The sequence below is a fragment of the Virgibacillus profundi genome (assembly GCF_002287375.1).
In the GTDB taxonomy this organism is placed as follows: Bacteria; Bacillota; Bacilli; order Bacillales; family Amphibacillaceae; genus Virgibacillus_K; species Virgibacillus_K profundi.
Map to the genome: position 1 here is coordinate 1 of NZ_NPOA01000021.1, position 21,325 is coordinate 21,325.

General features: G+C 37.5%; 18 protein-coding genes, 1 rRNA gene, 1 pseudogene, 1 riboswitch and 1 other annotated feature. Of the genes and pseudogenes, 10 read left to right on the forward strand and 10 right to left on the reverse strand.

From position 1 onward, the window contains the following. Positions 1–119: ribosomal RNA gene (locus tag CIL05_RS20445) — 16S ribosomal RNA — on the reverse strand; the annotation flags it as partial. Between the two features lie 487 nt (positions 120–606). Next, positions 607–912 carry a rhodanese-like domain-containing protein gene (locus tag CIL05_RS20450; protein WP_095657392.1) on the reverse strand — a complete coding sequence of 102 codons (306 nt, stop codon included), beginning with the start codon at positions 910–912 and terminating at the stop codon, positions 607–609. 110 nt (positions 913–1,022) lie between these two features. Here CIL05_RS20450 and CIL05_RS20455 point away from each other — a divergent pair, with 110 nt between their 5' ends. Then, complete coding sequence (locus CIL05_RS20455; protein WP_095657393.1) at positions 1,023–1,769, forward strand: YybI family spore inner coat protein; 747 nt, start codon at positions 1,023–1,025, stop codon at positions 1,767–1,769. Positions 1,770–1,816: 47 nt separating this feature from the next. Here the strand turns inward: CIL05_RS20455 and leuS are convergent, their stop codons facing one another. Beyond that, on the reverse strand, positions 1,817–4,231 hold the full coding sequence (leuS, locus tag CIL05_RS20460) for a leucine--tRNA ligase (RefSeq protein ID WP_095657394.1): 2,415 nt from the start codon (positions 4,229–4,231) through the stop codon (positions 1,817–1,819). A 45-nt stretch (positions 4,232–4,276) separates the two neighbouring features. Continuing rightward, positions 4,277–4,497, reverse strand: a binding site (T-box leader). 102 nt (positions 4,498–4,599) lie between these two features. On the opposite strand from leuS, the gene mnmM reads away from it, so the two are divergent. The 4 genes from mnmM (at position 4,600) to CIL05_RS20480 (ending at position 7,774) form a co-directional block, all read left to right on the forward strand. After that, positions 4,600–5,169 (forward strand): tRNA 5-(aminomethyl)-2-thiouridylate-methyltransferase MnmM, encoded by a 570-nt coding sequence (gene mnmM, locus CIL05_RS20465; protein WP_095657395.1) that lies wholly within the window; start codon positions 4,600–4,602, stop codon positions 5,167–5,169. Between the two features lie 383 nt (positions 5,170–5,552). Beyond that, entirely contained in the window at positions 5,553–6,335 is a 783-nt protein-coding gene (locus CIL05_RS20470) for a transporter substrate-binding domain-containing protein (RefSeq protein ID WP_095657396.1), read from the forward strand. A 69-nt stretch (positions 6,336–6,404) separates the two neighbouring features. Continuing rightward, positions 6,405–7,049, forward strand: coding sequence for an amino acid ABC transporter permease (locus CIL05_RS20475; protein WP_095657397.1), 645 nt, complete (start codon positions 6,405–6,407; stop codon positions 7,047–7,049). Next, a complete protein-coding gene (locus tag CIL05_RS20480; protein ID WP_095657398.1) occupies positions 7,046–7,774 on the forward strand; it encodes an amino acid ABC transporter ATP-binding protein in 729 nt (242 codons plus the stop codon). Before CIL05_RS20475 ends, CIL05_RS20480 begins: the two co-directional genes overlap by 4 nt. 33 nt (positions 7,775–7,807) lie before the next feature. Here the strand turns inward: CIL05_RS20480 and CIL05_RS20485 are convergent, their stop codons facing one another. Further along, positions 7,808–8,869, reverse strand: a complete 1,062-nt coding sequence (locus tag CIL05_RS20485) for a tetraprenyl-beta-curcumene synthase family protein (RefSeq protein ID WP_276245362.1) — start codon at positions 8,867–8,869, stop codon at positions 7,808–7,810. Positions 8,870–8,953: 84 nt separating this feature from the next. On the opposite strand from CIL05_RS20485, the gene CIL05_RS20490 reads away from it, so the two are divergent. After that, entirely contained in the window at positions 8,954–9,469 is a 516-nt protein-coding gene (locus tag CIL05_RS20490) for a gamma carbonic anhydrase (protein ID WP_095657399.1), read from the forward strand. A 52-nt stretch (positions 9,470–9,521) separates the two neighbouring features. On the opposite strand, the gene metK is transcribed toward CIL05_RS20490, so the two are convergent. Next, a complete protein-coding gene (metK, locus tag CIL05_RS20495; protein ID WP_095657400.1) occupies positions 9,522–10,718 on the reverse strand; it encodes a methionine adenosyltransferase in 1,197 nt (398 codons plus the stop codon). 115 nt (positions 10,719–10,833) lie between these two features. After that, positions 10,834–10,945, reverse strand: a riboswitch (SAM riboswitch). A gap of 282 nt (positions 10,946–11,227) precedes the next feature. Between metK and pckA the strand changes: the two genes are divergently transcribed. From pckA to CIL05_RS20515, 4 genes and pseudogenes are all read left to right on the forward strand, one after another. After that, positions 11,228–12,814 (forward strand): phosphoenolpyruvate carboxykinase (ATP), encoded by a 1,587-nt coding sequence (gene pckA, locus CIL05_RS20500; RefSeq protein ID WP_095657401.1) that lies wholly within the window; start codon positions 11,228–11,230, stop codon positions 12,812–12,814. A 356-nt stretch (positions 12,815–13,170) separates the two neighbouring features. Further along, a pseudogene (locus CIL05_RS20505) lies at positions 13,171–14,160 on the forward strand (ABC transporter substrate-binding protein). A 12-nt stretch (positions 14,161–14,172) separates the two neighbouring features. Next, a complete protein-coding gene (locus tag CIL05_RS20510; protein ID WP_095657402.1) occupies positions 14,173–14,958 on the forward strand; it encodes an ABC transporter ATP-binding protein in 786 nt (261 codons plus the stop codon). Further along, entirely contained in the window at positions 14,958–15,764 is an 807-nt protein-coding gene (locus CIL05_RS20515; protein WP_095657403.1) for an ABC transporter permease, read from the forward strand. Before CIL05_RS20510 ends, CIL05_RS20515 begins: the two co-directional genes overlap by 1 nt. 18 nt (positions 15,765–15,782) lie before the next feature. On the opposite strand, the gene ytkD is transcribed toward CIL05_RS20515, so the two are convergent. The 5 genes from ytkD to CIL05_RS20540 form a co-directional block, all read right to left on the reverse strand. Continuing rightward, the gene (gene ytkD / locus CIL05_RS20520; protein WP_095657415.1) at positions 15,783–16,262 is read right to left on the reverse strand and encodes an RNA deprotection pyrophosphohydrolase; all 480 of its coding nucleotides are present in this window, start codon (positions 16,260–16,262) and stop codon (positions 15,783–15,785) included. Between the two features lie 35 nt (positions 16,263–16,297). After that, positions 16,298–16,867 carry a hypothetical protein gene (locus CIL05_RS20525; RefSeq protein WP_095657404.1) on the reverse strand — a complete coding sequence of 190 codons (570 nt, stop codon included), beginning with the start codon at positions 16,865–16,867 and terminating at the stop codon, positions 16,298–16,300. A gap of 471 nt (positions 16,868–17,338) precedes the next feature. Next, positions 17,339–17,659 (reverse strand): hydrolase, encoded by a 321-nt coding sequence (locus tag CIL05_RS20530; protein WP_095657405.1) that lies wholly within the window; start codon positions 17,657–17,659, stop codon positions 17,339–17,341. A 167-nt stretch (positions 17,660–17,826) separates the two neighbouring features. Continuing rightward, positions 17,827–19,458 (reverse strand): mechanosensitive ion channel, encoded by a 1,632-nt coding sequence (locus CIL05_RS20535; RefSeq protein WP_240510252.1) that lies wholly within the window; start codon positions 19,456–19,458, stop codon positions 17,827–17,829. A gap of 85 nt (positions 19,459–19,543) precedes the next feature. Next, on the reverse strand, positions 19,544–20,998 hold the full coding sequence (locus tag CIL05_RS20540; RefSeq protein ID WP_095657406.1) for an o-succinylbenzoate--CoA ligase: 1,455 nt from the start codon (positions 20,996–20,998) through the stop codon (positions 19,544–19,546). Positions 20,999–21,325: the final 327 nt, after the last annotated feature.

Sequence of the window (21,325 nt, forward strand, 5' to 3'; positions counted from 1 at the left end):
CGCCGCTCGTTTCACAAGTTCACACCCCGAAGGGTGATCCCTTGCTTCCCGCGCTCGACTTGCATGTATTAGGCACGCCGCCAGCGTTCGTCCTGAGCCAAGATCAAACTCTCCAAAAAAGTTTGAATAGAAATCGACACCAATCGATTCTATCAATTGTCTTAGCTTTTCAGAAGTGTTACCTTCTGAATTTTGTTTAAGAAAAACAGTACATGTTTCTCTTGACATACTGGTTGTTTTGTTCAGTTTTCAAGGAGCAAATTTCTTGTCGCTCTCAAATTGGCGACTCAATTAATATAACACATAATTCAAAACTTTGTCAATAATTAATTAAGAAAAAATTAATCTATCTATTTTCGACAATGTTTTATTGTGGATAGCTATTGTATCATTTCTATCAACTGTTTGTCAACAATAGAATCCAAAAAAATACCAACTACTATCTAAAACTGCATACTATTATTTTTTTGCCGTTAGTACTTGAATAATGCTTTTTTAACAGCAAGATTTATATTACAGCCAGAGTCCAAAAAAGTCAATGGTTTTCCAAACTTTTTTAGCCTCTGATCATATGGAAGCTTTTTCATCATCTAGATTATTAGAATACTATATGATAACTTCACCTTTCCATTCAAGCATGCCGCCAGTCATATTGGATACCTTAAAACCATGTTCATCCATATAAGAGGCAGCTGTCATACTTCTCCCACCAGATCTGCAAACAAAGATATAGTCTTTACTTTTATCCAGTTCATCCTTGGAGTAAGGTATATTTTGTAATGCAATATGCTTGGCATTTTCAATCATTCCTTGTGCAACTTCATCATCTTCTCTTACATCAATAATTACTACATTTTCTTTGTCTACCAATTTTTCTACTTCTTCAGGAGCTATTTCATTTATATGATCCATATCTATCACCCTTTTTATAAATTTCACATGTTTATCATACTTTTTTTAGGTATAGCTTGCAAATATATAACACAATCTAATGATACTAAACGATAAATGGAGAGATGGATATGAGGTTAATTATATTCGCTTTAGTTTTTTTATTTTCACTTAATATCAATTCTGCAATTTATGCTGCTGAAGAAAAACCGGAACCAGGCTTAATTGAGACATATGAGTCAGATATAACAGGTGATGGTCAGGATGAAATAATCGAATTAAAAGGAATATTGTTTTCTGAAGACGCCAGCTACTATCGTGAAATATGGGCTGAGATTACCAGTAAACATGGGCAGCAGTGGAAGATTACGTATGGTGGCGGTTATGAACCAGTTCTTCAATTTGTTGATTTAAATCATGATAATATAAATGATATCTTCTACCAAAGCCCTACAGGTGGAAGTGGGGGATTGTATAATTATCAGCTAAATACATTAGCAAATGAAAAACTGACGGATATTCCATTACCTGAACAGCGTTACATTAAAGGAATGTTTGAGGATAATTTTAATGTAATTATTCAAATATCCCCTGACAGCAAACCTATTGTAATGGATGTTAAAGACAGGAAAGATGATTATATACGTCTGGGAATTTATGATACAGAGGGGAACTTACTGAAACCTAAATCTGTGATGATCGATCCTATTGCTTTTTTTGAACCGATTTTAATCAGCAAGAGTAAAGGTTATGGTTTGAAAAGTTATCAGCAAATCAGTGGAGCTTATCATGCAGATCGGCTTGGAACTATTGAAACACTCTGGTATTACGAGAATAATGAATGGATTATATTGCAGACAGATTGGGTACCAGTCTAATATAAAAAGGGAACATTACCTATATGAATCAGGTAATGTTCCTTATTTTAATTAGCTACTATATTTACAAGCTTTCCTGGTACTACAATTACTTTTCGGATTGTTTTCCCTTCCAGCCATTCCTGGAGTTTCTCATCCGCTAGTGCTTGTTTTTCTAGGTCTACCTTTGTAGTATCTTTTGCTACACTTATTTTAGAACGGACTTTGCCCATTACTTGAAGTACAACTTCTATTTCATCTTCTATCAGTTTTGTCTCATCATACTTAGGCCACTGTTCATAGCTGATTGTTCCCTCATGACCAAGACGGGCCCACAATTCTTCTGCAAGATGTGGCGCAATCGGTGCAAGCATTTTTACAAAACCTTCTATATATACCTTAGGAAGTTTTTCCGCTTTATACCCTTCATTTATAAATACCATCATTTGAGAAATACCTGTATTGAAATGAAGATTTTCGAAATCCTCACTCACTTTTTTAACTGTCTCATTGTAGACTTTATCTAATACAGTGTTTCCTTCATCTACCACTTTTTCGGAAAGTTTACCTTCATCATTAATAATTAATCGCCATACTCGATCAAGAAAACGTCTTGAACCATCCAGGCCATTTGTTGACCAGGCTACAGCTGCGTCAAGTGGTCCCATGAACATTTCATATAGACGCAATGTATCAGCACCATGTGACGCGACAATGTCATCAGGGTTAACAACATTACCTTTTGATTTACTCATCTTTTCATTACCTTCACCAAGAATCATTCCCTGATTAAACAGCTTCATAAACGGTTCCTTTGTTGGAACAACACCAATATCATACAAAAATTTATGCCAAAAGCGTGCGTAAAGCAAATGAAGTACTGCGTGTTCCGCTCCTCCGATATAAATATCGATCGGAAGCCATTTCTTTAATGCTTCAGGGTCAGCCAGCAGTTCTTTATTATCAGGATCAATAAATCTCAGGAAATACCAGCAGCTGCCTGCCCATTGAGGCATGGTGCTTGTTTCCCTGCGACCCTTCATTCCTGTTTCTGGATCTACTACATTTAACCAGTCCGTCGCATTTGCAAGTGGCGATTCTCCAGTTCCAGATGGTTTAAAATCTTCCATTTCCGGAAGTACCAGCGGCAGTTCCTCCTCAGGTAATGCTGTCATTGTTCCATCTTCCCAATGGATCACTGGTATCGGCTCACCCCAGTATCTTTGTCTTGCGAACAGCCAGTCACGAAGACGATACGTGATTTTTTTCTCGCCTTTTTTTGTTTTCACAAGCCAGTCAATTACTTTTGAAATAGCTTCCTCTTTTTCCAGACCATTAAGAAAATCGGAATTCACATGCTTCCCGTCGCCTACATAAGCTTCCTTGTTGATATCTCCACCTTCAACCACTTCTACAATAGGAAGCTCAAATTTTGCAGCAAATTCATAGTCACGCTCATCATGTGCCGGAACCGCCATGATAGCCCCTGTTCCATAGCTCATCAAAACATAGTCTGCTACCCAGATTGGCATTTTCTCATTATTAACCGGATTGATTGCATAAGCACCAGTAAATACACCTGTTTTATCTTTTGCAAGATCCGTACGCTCCAGATCTGATTTTGTCTGTACTTTATTCAAATAAGCTTCAACAGTTTTCTTTTGCTCAGCAGAAACAATTTTCTTAATAAATGGATGCTCTGGTGCCAGAACTGCATATGTCGCACCAAACAATGTATCCGGTCTTGTTGTAAATACGGTAAATTCCTCATCAAATCCATTAATTGTAAATGTAACTTCAGCACCTTCAGAACGGCCAATCCAGTTTCGCTGCATATCTTTAATACTTTCCGGCCAATCTACTTCTTCCAAATCTTCAAGCAGGCGATCTGCATATGCTGTAATCTTCAGCATCCATTGTTTCATTGGTTTACGTAAAACCGGATGCCCGCCACGTTCACTTTTCCCATCAATAACCTCTTCATTTGCCAATACCGTTCCAAGTGCCGGACACCAGTTAACTGCAACTTCGTCCATATAGGCAAGCCCTTTTTCATACAGCTTGGTAAAAATCCATTGGGTCCATTTATAATATTTCGGTTCCATTGTGCTGATCTCTCTGTCCCAGTCATAGGAAAAGCCCAGTTCCTGAATCTGGCGTTTAAATGTAGCAATATTTTCCTCGGTAAATGCTGCCGGGCTGTTTCCTGTATCTAACGCATATTGTTCCGCAGGCAAGCCAAATGCGTCCCACCCCATTGGATGAAGCACCTCATACCCCTGCATCCGCTTCATGCGTGATAGAATATCTGTTGCAGTATACCCTTCCGGATGACCAACATGCAGTCCTGACCCAGATGGGTATGGAAACATATCCAATGCATAAAACTTCTCTTTATCTGAAAATGTATTGGTTTTAAATGTTTTATTCTCCAGCCAGTGTTTTTGCCATTTCTTTTCAATTTGCTGATGATTAAAGCTCATATTATTTCCTCCTTTTATCAATAAAAAAAGCCACTCATCCCTATAAAAAGGGACGAGAAGCTATTATCTCCCGCGGTACCACCCAAATTAACGCAAAAAACCATCACGTTCACTTGTATCCTTAACGCAGATTTACGGCAGAAATTACATTATTTCATTTCTGCAACATTAAAGGTGAGTTCATAAATAATCAGGAACAGTTTCCACCAGCCACTGTCTCTCTTAACCTGAATGAATTTATTACTAATCCTTTGCAAAGTCGATCTGTTATGTATTTTGAATTGTAATGAATAGAAAATACTTTGTCAAGGCGAGTAACAGCCTAATTTGGTAAAATAGATATATTATCTGGAGATAAGGAGATTTATATGCTAAAAGGAATCTTAAATTATGCGCATTACTTATTGGAAGAATCTATAAACAAAGGAGAGACAGTGATCGACGCAACATGCGGTAATGGGAATGACACACTGTTTTTAAGCAATGTGGTTGGACAAACCGGTCATGTACTGGCATTTGACATTCAGGAAAAAGCTATTAATACAACAAAACGATTAATAATTGATAATGACCGTACAAATGTATCCCTGATCCATGACAGCCATGCAACTGTTTCTCATTACATCCCCAAAGAGTTGCACGGAAAAATTGGTGGCGCAATATTTAACCTAGGTTATTTACCAAAAAGTGATAAGACAGTAATAACAAAAGGGGAATCCACCACAGATGCAATTGATTCGATTTTAAGCTGCCTTAAAAAAGATGGTCTCATCGTTATCGTTGTCTATCATGGCCATGATGGGGGCAGACAAGAAAAAGAGTCCGTTTTAAAACATGTGGTGCATTTGGATCAAAAGGAATTCAATGTACTTCAATATGGATTTATCAATCAGAAAAATGATCCTCCTTTTATATTAGCTGTACAGAAGAGAAAGTAGCGATTCCGGTTGTTCAGGCGAAAGATCTGGTCTGGCTGTGGCTGCTTTTAGTTGAGAGAAAGAGACTTGAAGTTGAGACACATCTGCTAAAGGTTGAGAGACCCCCGCCCGAAGTTGAGAGAAAAGAGGGATTTACCCATCTATCTCTCAACTTTTCTTTGTTATCTCTCAACTTCCCCCACCCGTCTCTCAAGTCTGGCGTATTATCTCTCAACATACTGCGCACCCCCTAAAGTTTATACCAAACCCCAACCACAAACGCTTCACTTACCCCAAAAATCCCCAGCCCTATACCAGTCCTAATAATCTGATTGTTCTTGACTTCAGAAAATTGTTTCTTTAGAATACACCTATGAATCAATAAAAATAAAGGAGGCAATTTCATGAGAAAGTTCAGTCTATTTAGTTTATTTCTTGTTTTGGTTTTAGCACTAGCTGCCTGTGGTAGTGACGATACTGACGCAACAGAAACATCAGGAGAAGGTGGAGATTCAAATGTCTACACTGTTGGCGTTGACACTACTTACCCACCATTTGAATTTCAGGAAGACGGGGAATTAGTTGGGATAGACATCGATTTAATAAACGCAATTGCCGAAGATCAAGGATTTGAAATTGATATACAATCAATGGATTTCAGTGGAATTATCCCAGCAATGCAAGCTGGTGAATTGGATATCGGCATGGGTGGAATGAGTATTACAGAAGAAAGAAAAGAAACCGTTGATTTTTCCGATCCTTACTTCGAATCCGGTTTGACACTTGTTACAGCAGCAGGGAATTCCGACATTTCTTCAATCGATGATATGGAAGGCAAAACAATTGTTGTGAAAAATGGTACAACAGGGGCAAAATTTGCAGCAGATAATCAGGATGAATATGGCTACGAGATCGTTCAGGTAAATGACAGTACGGCCATGTTCCAGGAAGTTGGTAACGGCAGTGCAGATGCATTGATCGAAGACTATCCGGTTATTGCCTATGCTATTGAAAAAAGCAGTCTGGATCTACAGATTTCCGGGGATAAATTAAATGGAGATAACTATGGAATGTCTGTATTAAAAGGTGAAAATGATGAACTGCTGAAAAAAATTAACGATGGATTGGCTTCTCTGAAGGAAAGTGGAAAGTATGATGAAATTTTAAACAAGTATCTTGGTGAATAAAATTAAATCAGAGCACGCTTTTCCAGCGTGCTTCTTTCTTTTCATTATCTACCTGAAGGAGCTGAGTAAATGGAAGTAATTATTGATGCCCTCCCCTATTTATGGGAAGGGATACAAGTGACCGCATATGTATTTGTTATTGCAATCATTCTAGGTTTTATCATTGGGTTAATCATGGCATTGTTCCGACTGTCTCCACTTTGGATTCTCAACTGGATTGCGAAAGTCTTTATTGACGCCATCCGTGGAACTCCCATATTGGTTCAACTATTCTTTTTCTACTTTGGTTTAAATTCATTTGATTTTATTTCACTTGACCGAACAACTGCTGGTATCATTACAGTCGCAATAAATGCAGGAGCATATTTTGCAGAAATTATCCGTGCCGGTATTCAATCCATGGATAAAGGACAGACAGAAGCAGCCAGGTCACTGGGATTGACTGGCACACAGAACATGCGTTACATAATTCTCCCACAAGCATTTAGAAGAATGCTGCCAACTTTTACGAATCAGGCCATTATCAGTTTAAAAGATACATCATTATTATCTGTAATAGGTATAGCCGATTTAACACAGCAGGGTCAGGTCGTTATTGCGGCTACTTTTAAAGCTTTTGAAATATGGCTTGTCGTTGGCGTCATGTACTTTATCATGATTTATTTACTATCACTGCTCTCCAGCTATCTGGAAAGGAGATTTGAACTTAGATGACAATGATCGAAGTAAAAAACCTGAAAAAGTCCTTTGGGCAGCTTGAAGTGTTGAAAGACATTAGTGTCGATATTAAGGAAAGTGAAGTCGTCTGTGTAATTGGAGCATCCGGGTCCGGAAAAAGTACATTCCTCCGTTGTTTAAACAGGTTGGAGGATATTACTGGTGGCCGTGTATCAATTGATGGCGATGATATTACTGAGAAAAAAGCAGACATCAATAAAATAAGACAGGAAGTTGGGATGGTTTTTCAGCAATTTAATCTTTTTCCACATAAAACTGTGATGGAAAATATTATTTTGGCCCCAATGAAAGCACGTGGCACGTCTAAGGAAGCTGCGGTGAAAAAAGCACAAGAGCTTTTGGCCAAGGTTGGCTTAAATGATAAGGCTGACAGCTACCCGAATTCATTATCCGGCGGGCAAAAACAGCGTGTTGCCATCGCCAGAGCTCTTGCGATGAACCCAAAAATAATGTTGTTTGATGAACCAACATCAGCACTTGATCCTGAAATGGTCGGGGATGTGCTTGAAGTTATGAAACAGCTCGCAGATGAAGGTATGACAATGGTTGTCGTCACACATGAGATGGGCTTTGCCCGTGAGGTAAGTGACAGGGTATTATTCATTGATGAAGGATTAATTGTGGAGGAGAATGAACCAAATGAATTATTCAGCAATCCGCGTCATGAAAGAACTCAATCTTTTTTAAGCAAAATACTTTAAATACTTACCCGGATAAAGCATATAATCAATGGCTTATCCGGGTTTAAATTTATTATATATTTTTGTATTCCAATGAAAGAAACGCGCTTTGCCCCCGGCTGCCTTTAACAAATCACGTGTCATTTCACTCCCACTGGCAAGTTTACTCACCTTCGGATCCCCTAAATACAAACCTACCAGCCCCTGAATTACCATTTCATGAAAAGATCGATCGGGTAATAAACGCACATGTTTATTAGCCTGTTCGATAAAATGAATAAATCGACGCTTCATTGTTTTAGAGTCTGGATAAAACTCGCAGAAGTTCAAATCTGCTTCCACCCTATCCTCCTGCTGATCAATGTAATAATCCAACAAAATATGTAAACCCTGCATATAAGGAAAATATCCACGGGAAATGTCAGTAGCTAGTCCAGACGTCATTTTTCCACCTAATGTGTAGCTTACCATGCAAAAAATCCCCAATGTGGATCCTGCAGCAGCAGAAAATTCATACCAGCTCAAGTCATCTGACTCATTTTGTTCATACCACTTAGTTAACCTGGGAATACGATCTTCTATTTTAACATGCTTGTGAATTTGCAGGTCTGCATATAACCCTTGAAGCTGAAATAATTGATCTTTAATACCGGAATAACCTTCAAGCTGTCTCATTGTATTTTGGCATGTTTGCACAAGTTCAATCAGATACCCCCCATCTGCCTGATCATTACGTAATTGATAATAATTTGTTGAAATATTATCTTTTGTTAATGCATCCTCCATCGCTATATGTAATAAACGAAAGTCATCCGGATCCATAGAAGTGCTTCGATCACATAAGTTATCCAGATAGTCACTTATTGTCTGATAGGTAACAATAAAACGGATGGCTTCCCTCCACTGCCCTCTTGCAAGCAGCGCATAAACAGCACCACCCTGACAATGGAATCGTTTTGATTTTATACTTGCAAGTGCCTGCATTCGTAATTCCTCATTTGGTATTTGCCCTGCTCGTTTTTTCCAGTAAGAAAGCTCTTCGTTCACTGCAGGGAAAATTTTACGATATACTGTTTCCATTAAAGTCAATGCCGAAACAGGTACATATTTTGACAAGCTGCTCCCTCCTTCTACAACTTACTGCAATTTTTTTGCTATACTGTTTATATCATCATATTTATTAGGAGGACTCAGGGATAAATGATACACCACCACAAAAATATTAAACCTGCTATCCATGATACAGCTTTTATAGCAAAAGACGCTACAATCATTGGCGATGTCACAATTGATGAACAATCAAGTGTATGGTTTAAAACGGTAATCCGGGGAGATATCGCTCCAACCAGAATTGGAAAAAGAGTCAGTGTTCAGGATTTATCCATGCTGCATCAGAGCCCGGACACGCCACTGATCATTGAAGATGATGTTACAATTGGTCATCAGGTAACATTACATTCTTCCATTATAAGAAAAAATGCATTAATTGGAATGGGATCCATTATCCTGGACGGCGCTGAAATTGGAGAGAGTGCATTTATTGGCGCAGGAAGCCTTGTTCCTCCCGGTAAAAAAATCCCTCCACACACTTTGGCTTTTGGGCGACCGGCTAAAGTGATTCGAAATCTTACTGAAGAAGATTATGCTGAACTGGAGCGTGTGAGAACCTCCTATGTAAAAAGAGCACAATATTATAAGGAAAATACTGACCTGTAATAAAAAAAGGCAATTCAGCTTATGTACACTGTATTGCCTTTTTTTCATTCTTTTAATCGGTCAAAGCCTTCAACTCATCGACTTTATCTGTTTTTTCCCATGGAAATAAAATATCTGTTCTGCCAAAATGTCCATATGCTGCTGTATTTTTAAAGATAGGTTTTTGTAAATCAAGCATACGAATAATCCCGGCTGGACGTAAATCAAATAATTTACGAATAGCTTTAACTAATACTTCTTCACTCACCTTGCCTGTACCAAATGTGTTCACCGCAATAGAAACTGGCTCAGCAACACCAATCGCATATGCCAGTTGAACTTCACAGGTTTTAGCTATGTCTGCAGCTACAATATTTTTAGCTACATAACGTGCAGCATATGCAGCAGAACGATCCACTTTAGTAGCATCTTTCCCACTAAAAGCTCCCCCACCATGGCGAGCATAACCACCATAGGTGTCGACAATTATCTTACGGCCGGTTAAGCCTACATCCCCTTGTGGCCCTCCAATTACGAAACGACCTGTTGGATTAATAAAATATTTTGTTGTTTCATCCAGAAGTTCTTTAGGGACTATCGGACGAACCACATGTTCAATTAAGTCTTTTTCAATTTGTTCTGTTGTAATATCCTGATGGTGCTGTGTTGAAATGACAATGGTGTCAACACGAACTGGATTATCATTTTCATCATATTCTACTGTTACCTGCGTTTTCCCATCTGGTCTAAGATAATCCAAAACTTTCTCTGTACGCACATCTGCCAAACGTTTTGCTAATTTATGTGCCAATGCTATTGGCAGTGGCATGAGTTCCTCTGTCTCGTCACAAGCAAAGCCAAACATTAACCCTTGGTCCCCTGCACCAATTGCAGCAATTTCTTTATCAGTCATTTTCCCTTGACGTGCTTCCAATGCAGTGTCAACTCCACCTGCAATATCAGCAGATTGTTCATCAATCGCAGTTAAAACTGCACATGTATCAGCATCAAAACCGAATTTCGCTCGTGTGTACCCAATCTCTTTGATTGTTTTACGTACAATTGCCGGAATATCAACATATGTATTTGTTGATATCTCTCCAGACACTAATACAAGTCCGGTTGTGACAGTAGTCTCACATGCAACACGTGCATAGGGATCTTTTTTTAAAATTTCATCCAGAATTGCATCAGATATTTGATCAGACATTTTATCAGGATGCCCTTCTGTAACTGATTCAGATGTAAATAAACGACGATTTATAGCCATATGGCAAAATCCTCCCCAACTAATTTATTACGGTACTCTATTTTTCAAGTCATGTATCATTAAACAAAAAAAGCCCTTCCTGCATTCATGAGGAAAGGAGTTCAGAAGCCTTTCGCTCTTATTGTTCAAGGAAAAGTAAAAATCCTTGCACCAGGTTAGCACCTTTTCACATTTGTGAGGTTGCTGGGCTTCATAGGGGCTGTCCCTCCACCAACTCTGAATAAGAGAGTATCCGTTAGAAATTTAGCTTATCGAAATAGGGGTGACATGTCAAATTATTTAACAGTTTTACTCATGAAAATTTCTTCAAAAAAATTGTTGATTAGTATGGACTATTGATTTTAATGTGTTATACTAATAATCAGATTTAAGAATAATATATCGCTTTGTTCCACTGGTATAACTTTTTTCGTGAAATCAGTATAAGTGCAGGCTTTGTGCTTTCGCCACCTAAGGCTTGGCGATAAGCCATGTCTTCTAAAAATTCTTCAAAAAGGCAGGTAATTTATATGAAAACGGTGGAAAAATCATTAATAAAAGAACTTAATTCGCATAAAAATTTAAAGAAAAATTTATCTGTACCTTTATTAGTTGAGAAAATTTCATCTCGAAATGAAGGGATCATCACAGAAACCGGCGCTATTCGTGCTACAACAGGAACATATACAGGACGTTCACCTAAGGATAAATTTATTGTTAAAGATGAAGTTTGTGAAAAATATGTGGATTGGGGTAGTGTAAACCAGGCAATTGATGAAGCTTCCTTCAATAAACTTTATAAAAAAGTAGTCGCATATTTAAAAAGCAAAGATGAGTTATATCAATTTAAAGGCTTCGCCGGAGCAGATCCAAAATATCGTCTTCCAATCGAAGTTATTAATGAATATGCCTGGCATAATCTTTTTTCCCGTCAATTATTTATTACACCGACTGATGATGAACTAAAAACACATCAATCTGAATTTACAGTAGTATCGGCACCTACATTTAAAGCAGACCCTACAGTTGATGGGACAAATTCAGAAACATTTATTTTAGTTTCGCTCAAGCAACGAGTCATTTTAATTGGTGGCACAGAATATGCAGGAGAAATTAAAAAGTCCATTTTCTCAGTGATGAATTATCTATTGCCAAGAAAAGAAATTCTATCCATGCACTGCTCGGCAAATGTTGGTAAAGAAGGCGATGTTGCATTGTTCTTCGGGTTATCAGGAACCGGTAAAACAACATTATCCGCTGATCCATATCGTAAGCTGATCGGAGATGATGAACATGGCTGGAGCCCGAATGGTGTTTTCAATATTGAAGGCGGCTGTTATGCGAAGTGTATTAATCTGTCAGAGGAAAAAGAACCACAGATTTTTAATGCCATTCGTTTCGGAACTGTCCTGGAAAACGTAATATTGGATGACGAATCAAGAGTACCTGATTATAATGACGTAAGCCTAACAGAAAATACACGGGCAGCATATCCACTGGAAAATGTCGATAATATTATCAAGCCAAGTGTCGCTGGACATCCGAATACGATTATATTCCTTACTGCTGATGCATCCGGAACATTACCGCCAATCAGCAAATTAACGAAAGAGCAAGCAATGTATCACTTTTTAAGTGGGTATACTAGTAAATTGGCTGGCACCGAGCGTGGGGTTACCAAGCCGGAAGCAACTTTCTCAGCTTGCTTTGGGTCACCATTCCTGCCATTAGCACCATCTACTTATGCTAATATGCTTGGAGAAAAAATTGATCAACATAATTCAAATGTGTTTCTGGTTAACACCGGCTGGACCGGCGGCTCCTATGGTGTTGGTAAACGAATGAAGCTTTCATACACTCGTGCCATGGTTCATTCCGCTTTGGAAGGTGAGCTAAACAATGCCGAGACGATCACAGATGATATCTTTGGATTAGAAATCCCAATTCATGTACCAGGAGTTCCTGATGAAGTTTTAGTTCCTAAAAATACATGGGAAGATAAGCATGCTTATGAGACTGCAGCAAAATCACTGGCTATGAAATTCCACAATAACTTCGGGAAATTCACACAGGCAAGTGATCAAATCAAACAGGCAGGACCATTATACAAAAGTTAATTTATTTCCTCATCCCAAAAGGATTTAATTTATATGAGTGAAAGGCTGTGAGCAAATAGCCCAGCATTGGATACCGATCTCTGAAATGAAGATCGGTATTTTTTTGGCAGTAAGAAAGTATAACTACTTTCTTACTGCATAAGTGCAACTAAGGCATACGCCTAAAGGCTTGCCGTATGCCAAGTTTTCTAATGTTTCGCCAAAAGTGCTCGGGCTGTTGTTCCACTTCTCGAGTTGCTGTATCAACCCACTATTAAATTCCAAGCAAGCTTACCCACTTGTCCATATAGGCATTCACACATTTTTTGCAAAGCGCATAAAATGTGGTGACATAAAATAAGAAAGGGTCGAACTATATGGGAAAAATAAAATGGATTGCTGTAATTTCATCTATACTGCTTCTCTTCCTTTCTGCATGCAACTCAAATGAGGCTACAAAAATCAATCTGGCTGAAGTGACACGTTCACTTTTTTATGCTCCACAATATGTTGCGTTAGAGAAGGGATTTTTTGAAGAGGAAGGCTTGGACGTTGAATTACAAACTACTTGGGGCGGCGATACAACAATGACAGCTCTATTATCAGATGGTGCTGATATTGCTCTTGTTGGCTCTGAAACATCAATTTACGTCTATGCACAGGATTCCAAAGATTACGCGATTAATTTTGCACAATTAACACAAACGGATGGCACATTTTTAGTTGCATAGGAACCAAACCCGGATTTCAGCTGGGAAGATGTTAAAGACAGCAGCTTTTTAGGCCAGCGAGTTGGTGGAATGCCACAAATGGTTGGAGAGTTTGTACTGAAAAAACATGGAATTGATCCACATGCTGATTTAGATTTACAACAAAACATTGACTTTGCAAATATCCCCGGCGCATTTGTTTCCGGTGACCAGGAATATGTTCAACTATTTGAACCGACAGCAAGCATGTTCGAAAAAGAAGGTCAAGGCCATATCGTCGCATCCTTTGGTGAAGAGTCCGGAAAAGTACCATACACAGTTTTTATGACAAAGCAAAGCTATATTGATGAAAATGAAGAAACTGTTAGAAAGTTTACTAAGGCTGTATACAAAGCACAGCAATGGGTACAGGAAAATAGCGCCGAAGAAATTGCCAAGGTTATCGAGCCTTATTTCGAGGATACAGAACTGGATATGCTGGCAGCATCGATTGATCGATATAAAAGCCAGGATTCCTTTGCTACAGATCCAATTCTTGATGAAGAAGAATGGAATAATCTAAAGGATATTATGGGTGAAGCTGGCGAATTACCGGAAGATGTGCCATATGATGATCTTGTAAACACAGAATTTGCTGAAGAAGTCCTTAATAACTAAGGAGGAGATCATTTGTCATTTCTAACCTTAGATCATGTCTCCCATCATTATTTTTCAAAAAGTGGGTATACCAAAGCATTAGATAATATATCATTATCCATTAAAGAAGGTGAATTCATTGCACTGCTTGGTCCGAGCGGTTGCGGGAAATCAACAATTTTATCAATTATAGCAGGAATTATGAAGCAGACTGCCGGTAAGGTACTGTTACAGGATAAAACAATCAGTGATTCCGATCTGGCTATCGGATATATGCTCCAGCAGGATTATCTATTTCCATGGAAAACCATAATTGACAATGTCATGCTCGGTCCCAAGATCTGTAAAACAAATTCAGTAAAAACAAAGGAAAAAGCAATGGATCTATTGGATGAGGTTGGATTATGCGATGTAGCAGATGCCTATCCAAGCTCACTATCAGGTGGAATGCGTCAAAGAGTAGCACTTGTTCGGACTTTAATCAATGATCCAAAGGTATTATTGCTGGATGAACCCTTTTCTGCACTGGATTATCAAACAAAGCTAAAGCTTGAAGATTTGGTATCACAGCTATTGAAAACCTATTATAAAACTACCATCCTTGTGACACATGATATCGGGGAGGCCATCGCCATGAGTGACCGTATTTATATCATGGATGCCAACCCGGGTTCCATTGCAAAGGTTTTTGAAGTCCCTCTTGAATTACGAAATGAGACACCGTTTCTTGTTAGACGGCACCCAAAATACCAACTCATTTTTGACAAGGTTTGGGAAGAATTAGATAAAAAGGCCCAGGAAGGTGGTGCCCTTAAATAATGGAATCAAAAACGGATCAGCATCTCTTCGAAAACTTTAAAAGTGAGTTGAAGCGGGAAAAGAAAGTTGTTTTCATTTGGCAAATCAGTATATTGATAAGCTTTATTGCTTTATGGGAAATTGCCAGTAAATTATATTGGATTGATCCATTATTATTTAGCTCCCCTTCAAAAATAGTAAATTTAATCATAACTAAATTTGGTGATGGATCAATGATCACACATGTTCAGGTAACCTTATTTGAAACAGTGTTAGGATTTCTTATTGGAACAATCCTAGGAATAATCATAGCTTCAACTTTATGGTCGTCCACAAGATTCTCAAAAATAATGGATCCCTATTTGGTCATTATGAATGCAATGCCTAAGGTAGCACTTGGTCCAATCATAATCGTTGCCCTGGGAACTGGATATTTGTCAATTATTACAATGGGGGCAATTATCTCTGTTATCATCACAACGCTTGTTGTGTATTCCGCATTTAATGAGGTTGATCCAAACTATGAAAAGGTGCTAAAAAGTTTCGGTGCTACCAGATGGCAATGCTTTAAAGAGGCAGTTTTCCCTGCAACTTTCCCTGCTATGATTTCAACATTAAAAGTAAATGTAGGCCTTTCATGGGTTGGGATAATTGTTGGGGAATTCCTCGTTTCAAAGCAAGGTTTAGGCTATTTAATTATTTATGGATTCCAGGTATTTGATTTCACACTGGTAATGGCAAGTTTAGTGCTCATCGCAATATTTGCAGCAATTATGTATAAAATTGTTGAAAGAATTGAAGGTTGGCTAATTAAGCACACCATCTAACTACAGGATCGCCTCACGTTAAATGAGGCGATTTCTTTCTGCTTTAATATAATCCATACAATGATCCAATACGCCATCTTTCATAATAAAACTATAAAGACCATTTTGTTTTATGTTTTTTGGTATACTTTCCAAAAGAACAGGGCCTTTCGTTTCATAATACGTTTCCTGCTGGATTAATTCATCAATTTCTGCGACGTAAACATTTTTAATAACAGTATCAGTTTTTCCGGAAACAAAATATTGACCAACATAGTGAATCTTTTCAACACTTCCACCGGTTTCCTCCATCACTTCTCTAATAGCAGCCTGCTTTGCAGTTTCCCCTATTTCCACCTTACCTCCCGGAAATTCAAGCCCTCTTTCCTTATGCTTTGTTAAAAGCCATCTATTCCCATATCTGCAAATAACCCATACATGCTTTGGAGCATTGGAAAATGGATGATCTTCAAAAGAAAGCTTAACTTCATTGTTGTAGTAATCTCTAAAAATATACATTATTTCAACTGCCTTCATTCAAATAGTGTTTCCGGCTACAGATGGTTAATCTTAGTTATTTTCCAATCATTATCATAGGTGAATTCATACTCAATTGTATAATCACCAAATAATGCATCCTGATTATCCTGCGTAACCTTTACTTTTTTATCTTCTAATTGTATCACATCATAATCATTTTCTTCATTAAACCATGGTGGTGTTTCAGTTGGTACAATGTAGAGTCCGTCTGCCTCTTCATAATAAAAGTAATCTACATATGGTGTTGCAACCTCTTTCGTTGAAACACTTTCAAACTGATTAAGTAATTCTACTTTTGTATCATAATTCACGACTTTATAATTCTTATCAATCTCCTGTACGAGTATATCCATAAATTGGTCTGTTAATGCTACAATTTGGTCATGTTGGATGGTAGCTTCTTCATTTTTTAGAGATTGTATAGAAGTTTCTTTAAATAGCTGCTTTTCTATTTGCTGATGATCTTTTCCAGTGTTGCTTACGGCAGAAGCTGAATAAAAGTCACTCGCATTATATGATAAAAATAGTAAAATAAAACCTATTATAAAGATCCACTTACTTATCCTAAGATGCTTTTTTTTCATCGATGTTCCCTCCCTGGAAGTTTATGTATAAAGTGCCTTATACTTCTCTATTCCTTATTTCCTGGAAAGGTAAACTTTTTTAAAATGGCTATTTTTATAAGCTTTGTTGATTTTAGGACTCGGTGGGACCCCCTTAAAAACGAGTAGCACGGGGAGCTCAACAGTCGCCCTAAGGTCTGCGTAATTTGTTTCCGGAGTTCTGGACTAGCACGCATCTTCTAAAGACAGGGAATTATGAAGTGCTGGAGAAATGGCCACAGTAATTAGAGATGGAAGTTGAGAGATCAAACGGCAAAGTTGAGAGAAAACAAGGGAATTTACAACTATCTCTCAACTTATTGCATACTTCTCTCAACTCCATATGCCTCTCTCTCAACTTTGCCTGATTTCGGCAAAAATACAGGCAAATTATAAACTTTCTTACCTGTTAAAAAAGAATAAGACACTGTTGTATCTTATTCTCCGAATTAATTACATATGCTCATCGCCAAGAACGCCCATACTTTCGATATGTTGTTTTATTTGCTCATCGCCTAAATCATAAAGCATTTGATAGGTTTCTGTCAGGTTGCTATCATAATCATCATTCGATTTGTCATTATGATATGGCATAATTGGTACATGCGCCCTAAAAAAGGACCTGACACTGGCATCATGCATATTATCCATTTTTGCCCTTAGGAGACTTATTTCATCCATTGTTGCATGAATTGTAAAGCTGTCATTATTGTCATATTTCACTTGTGAAATTTCTCCTGAACCAACATCAATATAATATTTCTTCTTTTCCATACGCCACCTCCTACCATTAATTTGGCTAAAAATCGTAGAAGCATGTATGAATTAATTTTTTACATCTAAAAAATACTAATCGTTTTGTATATTTTCAACTGATAATAAACAAAATGAAAGAGCATCCACTACATTTAGCAGTGAATACTCTTCATCATTAATTTTTTTTAAATATAGTCGTTATTATTATCCGGATCTATATCAGTATTCAAACCTTCCCCTGGATTAAAATCCTGATTTGGTTTTGAATCTGTTATATTCCCTGTTACACTTTGGTCTGTTCTATTTTCCTTTACCTTTGTTTCATCAATTGTGTTATCGAATTTACGCAAATACTTGCTGGCAAAGTCTTTTCCACCAAGACCAAATGCTAAGCCGAATGCAAGTGCCACTCCACCTAAAATAAGAATAAAAGCAGAGCTGACAATTGTTGTTGCAATTCCTAATTGAGTAAGCGCCATAAACACGGATAGTACGATAATCGCGTATTTAGCTAAACCAGCCAGCATATTTGCGGCAGGTCCCGTTAGTAGATTTCGTAAAAATTTTTCTACGATATTCGCTAAAATTAATGCAACCACCAAAATCAGGATGGCCGCTAATACCTGAGGTAAATATGCTGTTACTGCAGATGCTATCGTTACAAGGAAATCAAGTTGGACGATATACAACGCCTGAATAGTTAGGAAGAATACAATCAAAATCTGAACGACATAACCAACTAAAGCAGATGGTGTCATTTTATTTTGTGATGCTTCTTTATTACCTAATTTCAAATTACTTGTTAAGCGATCAAATCCGAGTTTTGCCAAATAGTTATGAACAAATTCTCCAATGAATTTACCTAACCAAACCCCTACCAGAATTAATCCAATAGCGATTAAAATATTTGGAATCATATTCATAACGGTATTTAGCATACCTATCGCAGGTTCTGTGATTCCGGTCAGCTCTAATTTTTCCAAAGCTGCTATGGTTATCGGAATCAATATAATGATAAATACCAGATTTCCGACAAATGCTGCTAGACTTGTACCTTCAAATACCTTATTCATTTTTAAACGATCAACTAATTTTTCTGATCCCACTGCTTGCAGTAAATTAACAATGATATTTTTTACAATCTTCGCTACAAACCAGCCAACTGCAAAAATGATTGCTGCAGCAAGAAGTTTTGGAATGAATGCCAATATTGTGGCAAGCAGACCGCTGAACGGTTGAGCAACACCTGAAATACTAAGCGCTTCGAGTACACCAGGAATAAATAGTAGTAAAATTAAATAAAATGCTACTTTTCCTATTGTCTGTAAGAAGCTATTTATTTCTTCTTCTGATTTTGCTAATTTCATTTTATAGAAGCGATGTTGTAAATTAATCTTTTTCGTTCCTTGAACAACTAACCACTGTACAATCGTTGCAATTATCCAAGCTAACACAAGAATTAATGCTGCTTTTAAAACAGCCGGGATAAAGCTAAAGAATGTAGAAATTAAATTTGAAAGTGGATTCGCAATCATATTCAGGTTCAATACATTAAAGAACAGAATAAATACGATTAAAAGAAGTATGTAATAAACCACTTTTCCAATTATCTTATTGGAGTTAATCGGCTTATCACTGGTACGAAATTTGTTGAATAACTTTTCATCCAAATTTGTTTTTCCTAATGCTTTTTCTACTGCGTTGCCAATCGCTTTTGCAATCAGCCAACCAACTAATAAGACAATGAGTGCAATAACAAAATTTTGTACCCCTTGCATAAAGCTAGATGTAAAATACTGATCCATAAAATTGCCCATATACATAATCTCCCTTTCCTTTTGGTATATTTACTTATACCTTTAGGAAAGTTTTTTAAACCTCTTTTTAAAATAAATACTCAACCTATTCCAGTGACTTTAAAAGCATTGTCCTTACTAATTTATTGGAAGCATTTTTTGGAAGCTGATCAATAAAATATATTTCTTTTGGCAATTTATATTTTGCTAATCTTTTTTCCGCATAGACCAGTATATCCCTAGGGCTAATACTTTGACTATCTACAACAATAAATGCGATAGGTACTTGTCCCCATGTCTCATGCTTTTTTCCAACTACGCCAACTTCTCTTACTTGATCCATCCCGGAAATAACACTTTCAATTTCTGAAGGATAAATATTTTCACCACCGGATATAATTAAGTCATTTCTGCGTTCAACAACAAATAAAAAACCTTCATCATCCAAGTAGCCTAAATCACCAGTAGCCAGCCAGCCTGTTTTTAATGCCTTGTTATTAGCTGCTTCATTTTTAAAATATCCTTTAGTAACCATCGGCCCTTTTACATGAATTTCCCCAACAAGATCATCTTTGGAAGTTTGTTCAATTTTCAATTGTGCCGGAAATAAAGGCTTTCCAGCAGAACCTATTTTTTCTAAGGCATCTTTAGGGCTCAATGTAACAATTTGCGAAGCAGTTTCCGTCATCCCATAGGATTGAAAAACAGGTATATTTCGTGCTTTACCTTTTTCCAATAATGGTCTCGGTGCAGGCCCACCACCTAATAATAAACAGCGCAGTGATTCCGGATAATGATTATCACCCAGTTTATTGATTAAACGTTGCACCATAACGGTAACAACCGAAACAATCGTTACTCCCTTATGAAGAATTGCCTGATGAACAATTGATTCATCAAATTTCTCCAATAAAAAAATTTGCATACCATATATCAAACTTTTTATCATTGTAGATAATCCACTCACATGAAAAATAGGCAATGGCACAAGCCACTTGTCATTTTCATGAATGCCCAGATTTAGGGCCGAGCCAATAGCACTCCACCAATGGTTCCCATAAGTATGTATGACACCTTTCGGAAATCCGGTTGTTCCTGATGTGTAGATGATCGTAAAAGTATCGTCGAGATCTAGCTCATTGCAAAGCGATACTTCACTTTCCTCCAATGCAGCAATTTCTGAAAATGATTGAATAGTTTCTGCTTGAAAATATTCTGTACCTTCTTTTAAATGATCAGATGTTAACACTAACGAAACTTCCGCATCTTTTAGCTGATAGTTAATTTCCTCATCTGTTAATCGAATATTTAATAATACACCTACTGCCCCCAAATAGCTTAATGCGTGGACCGCAGCAACCATCGGAATTTCATTTTTGGCCAAAATACCAACATGGGTACCTTTTGTTATGCCTGCTTGAGCCAATTTCTTAGCAAAGCTTTGACTCTGATCCTTAAGCTGTCTAAAAGTAAGACAGTGGCCATTATCTAATTCAATTGCAGTTTTATCTGGTGCCAAATCAGCCTGTTTGGTTAACCAATGTGGTATAGTTTCATGCATCCTTTATTCACCTTTCTTTTATGAGAGAATCTAGTGAGCGCGTTCTTCTATTGATATAATTGCGCTCCGGATGATATATTCTTTCTCTAGGAGATAAATCAGTGCTGCGGGCGATATATTTTCTCTCCGGATGATAAATTCATGCTCCGGGCGATATATTTTCTCTCCGGATGATAAATTCATGCTCCGGGCGATATATTTTCTCTCCGGATGATAAATCCAGTTCTCCGGAAGATATCCACAGTACTCCTGTCGATTTTTTGCGCTCCGGACGCTATCCACAATGCCCACCCACCTATTATTACTTCTAAACAAAAACCTTTGCCA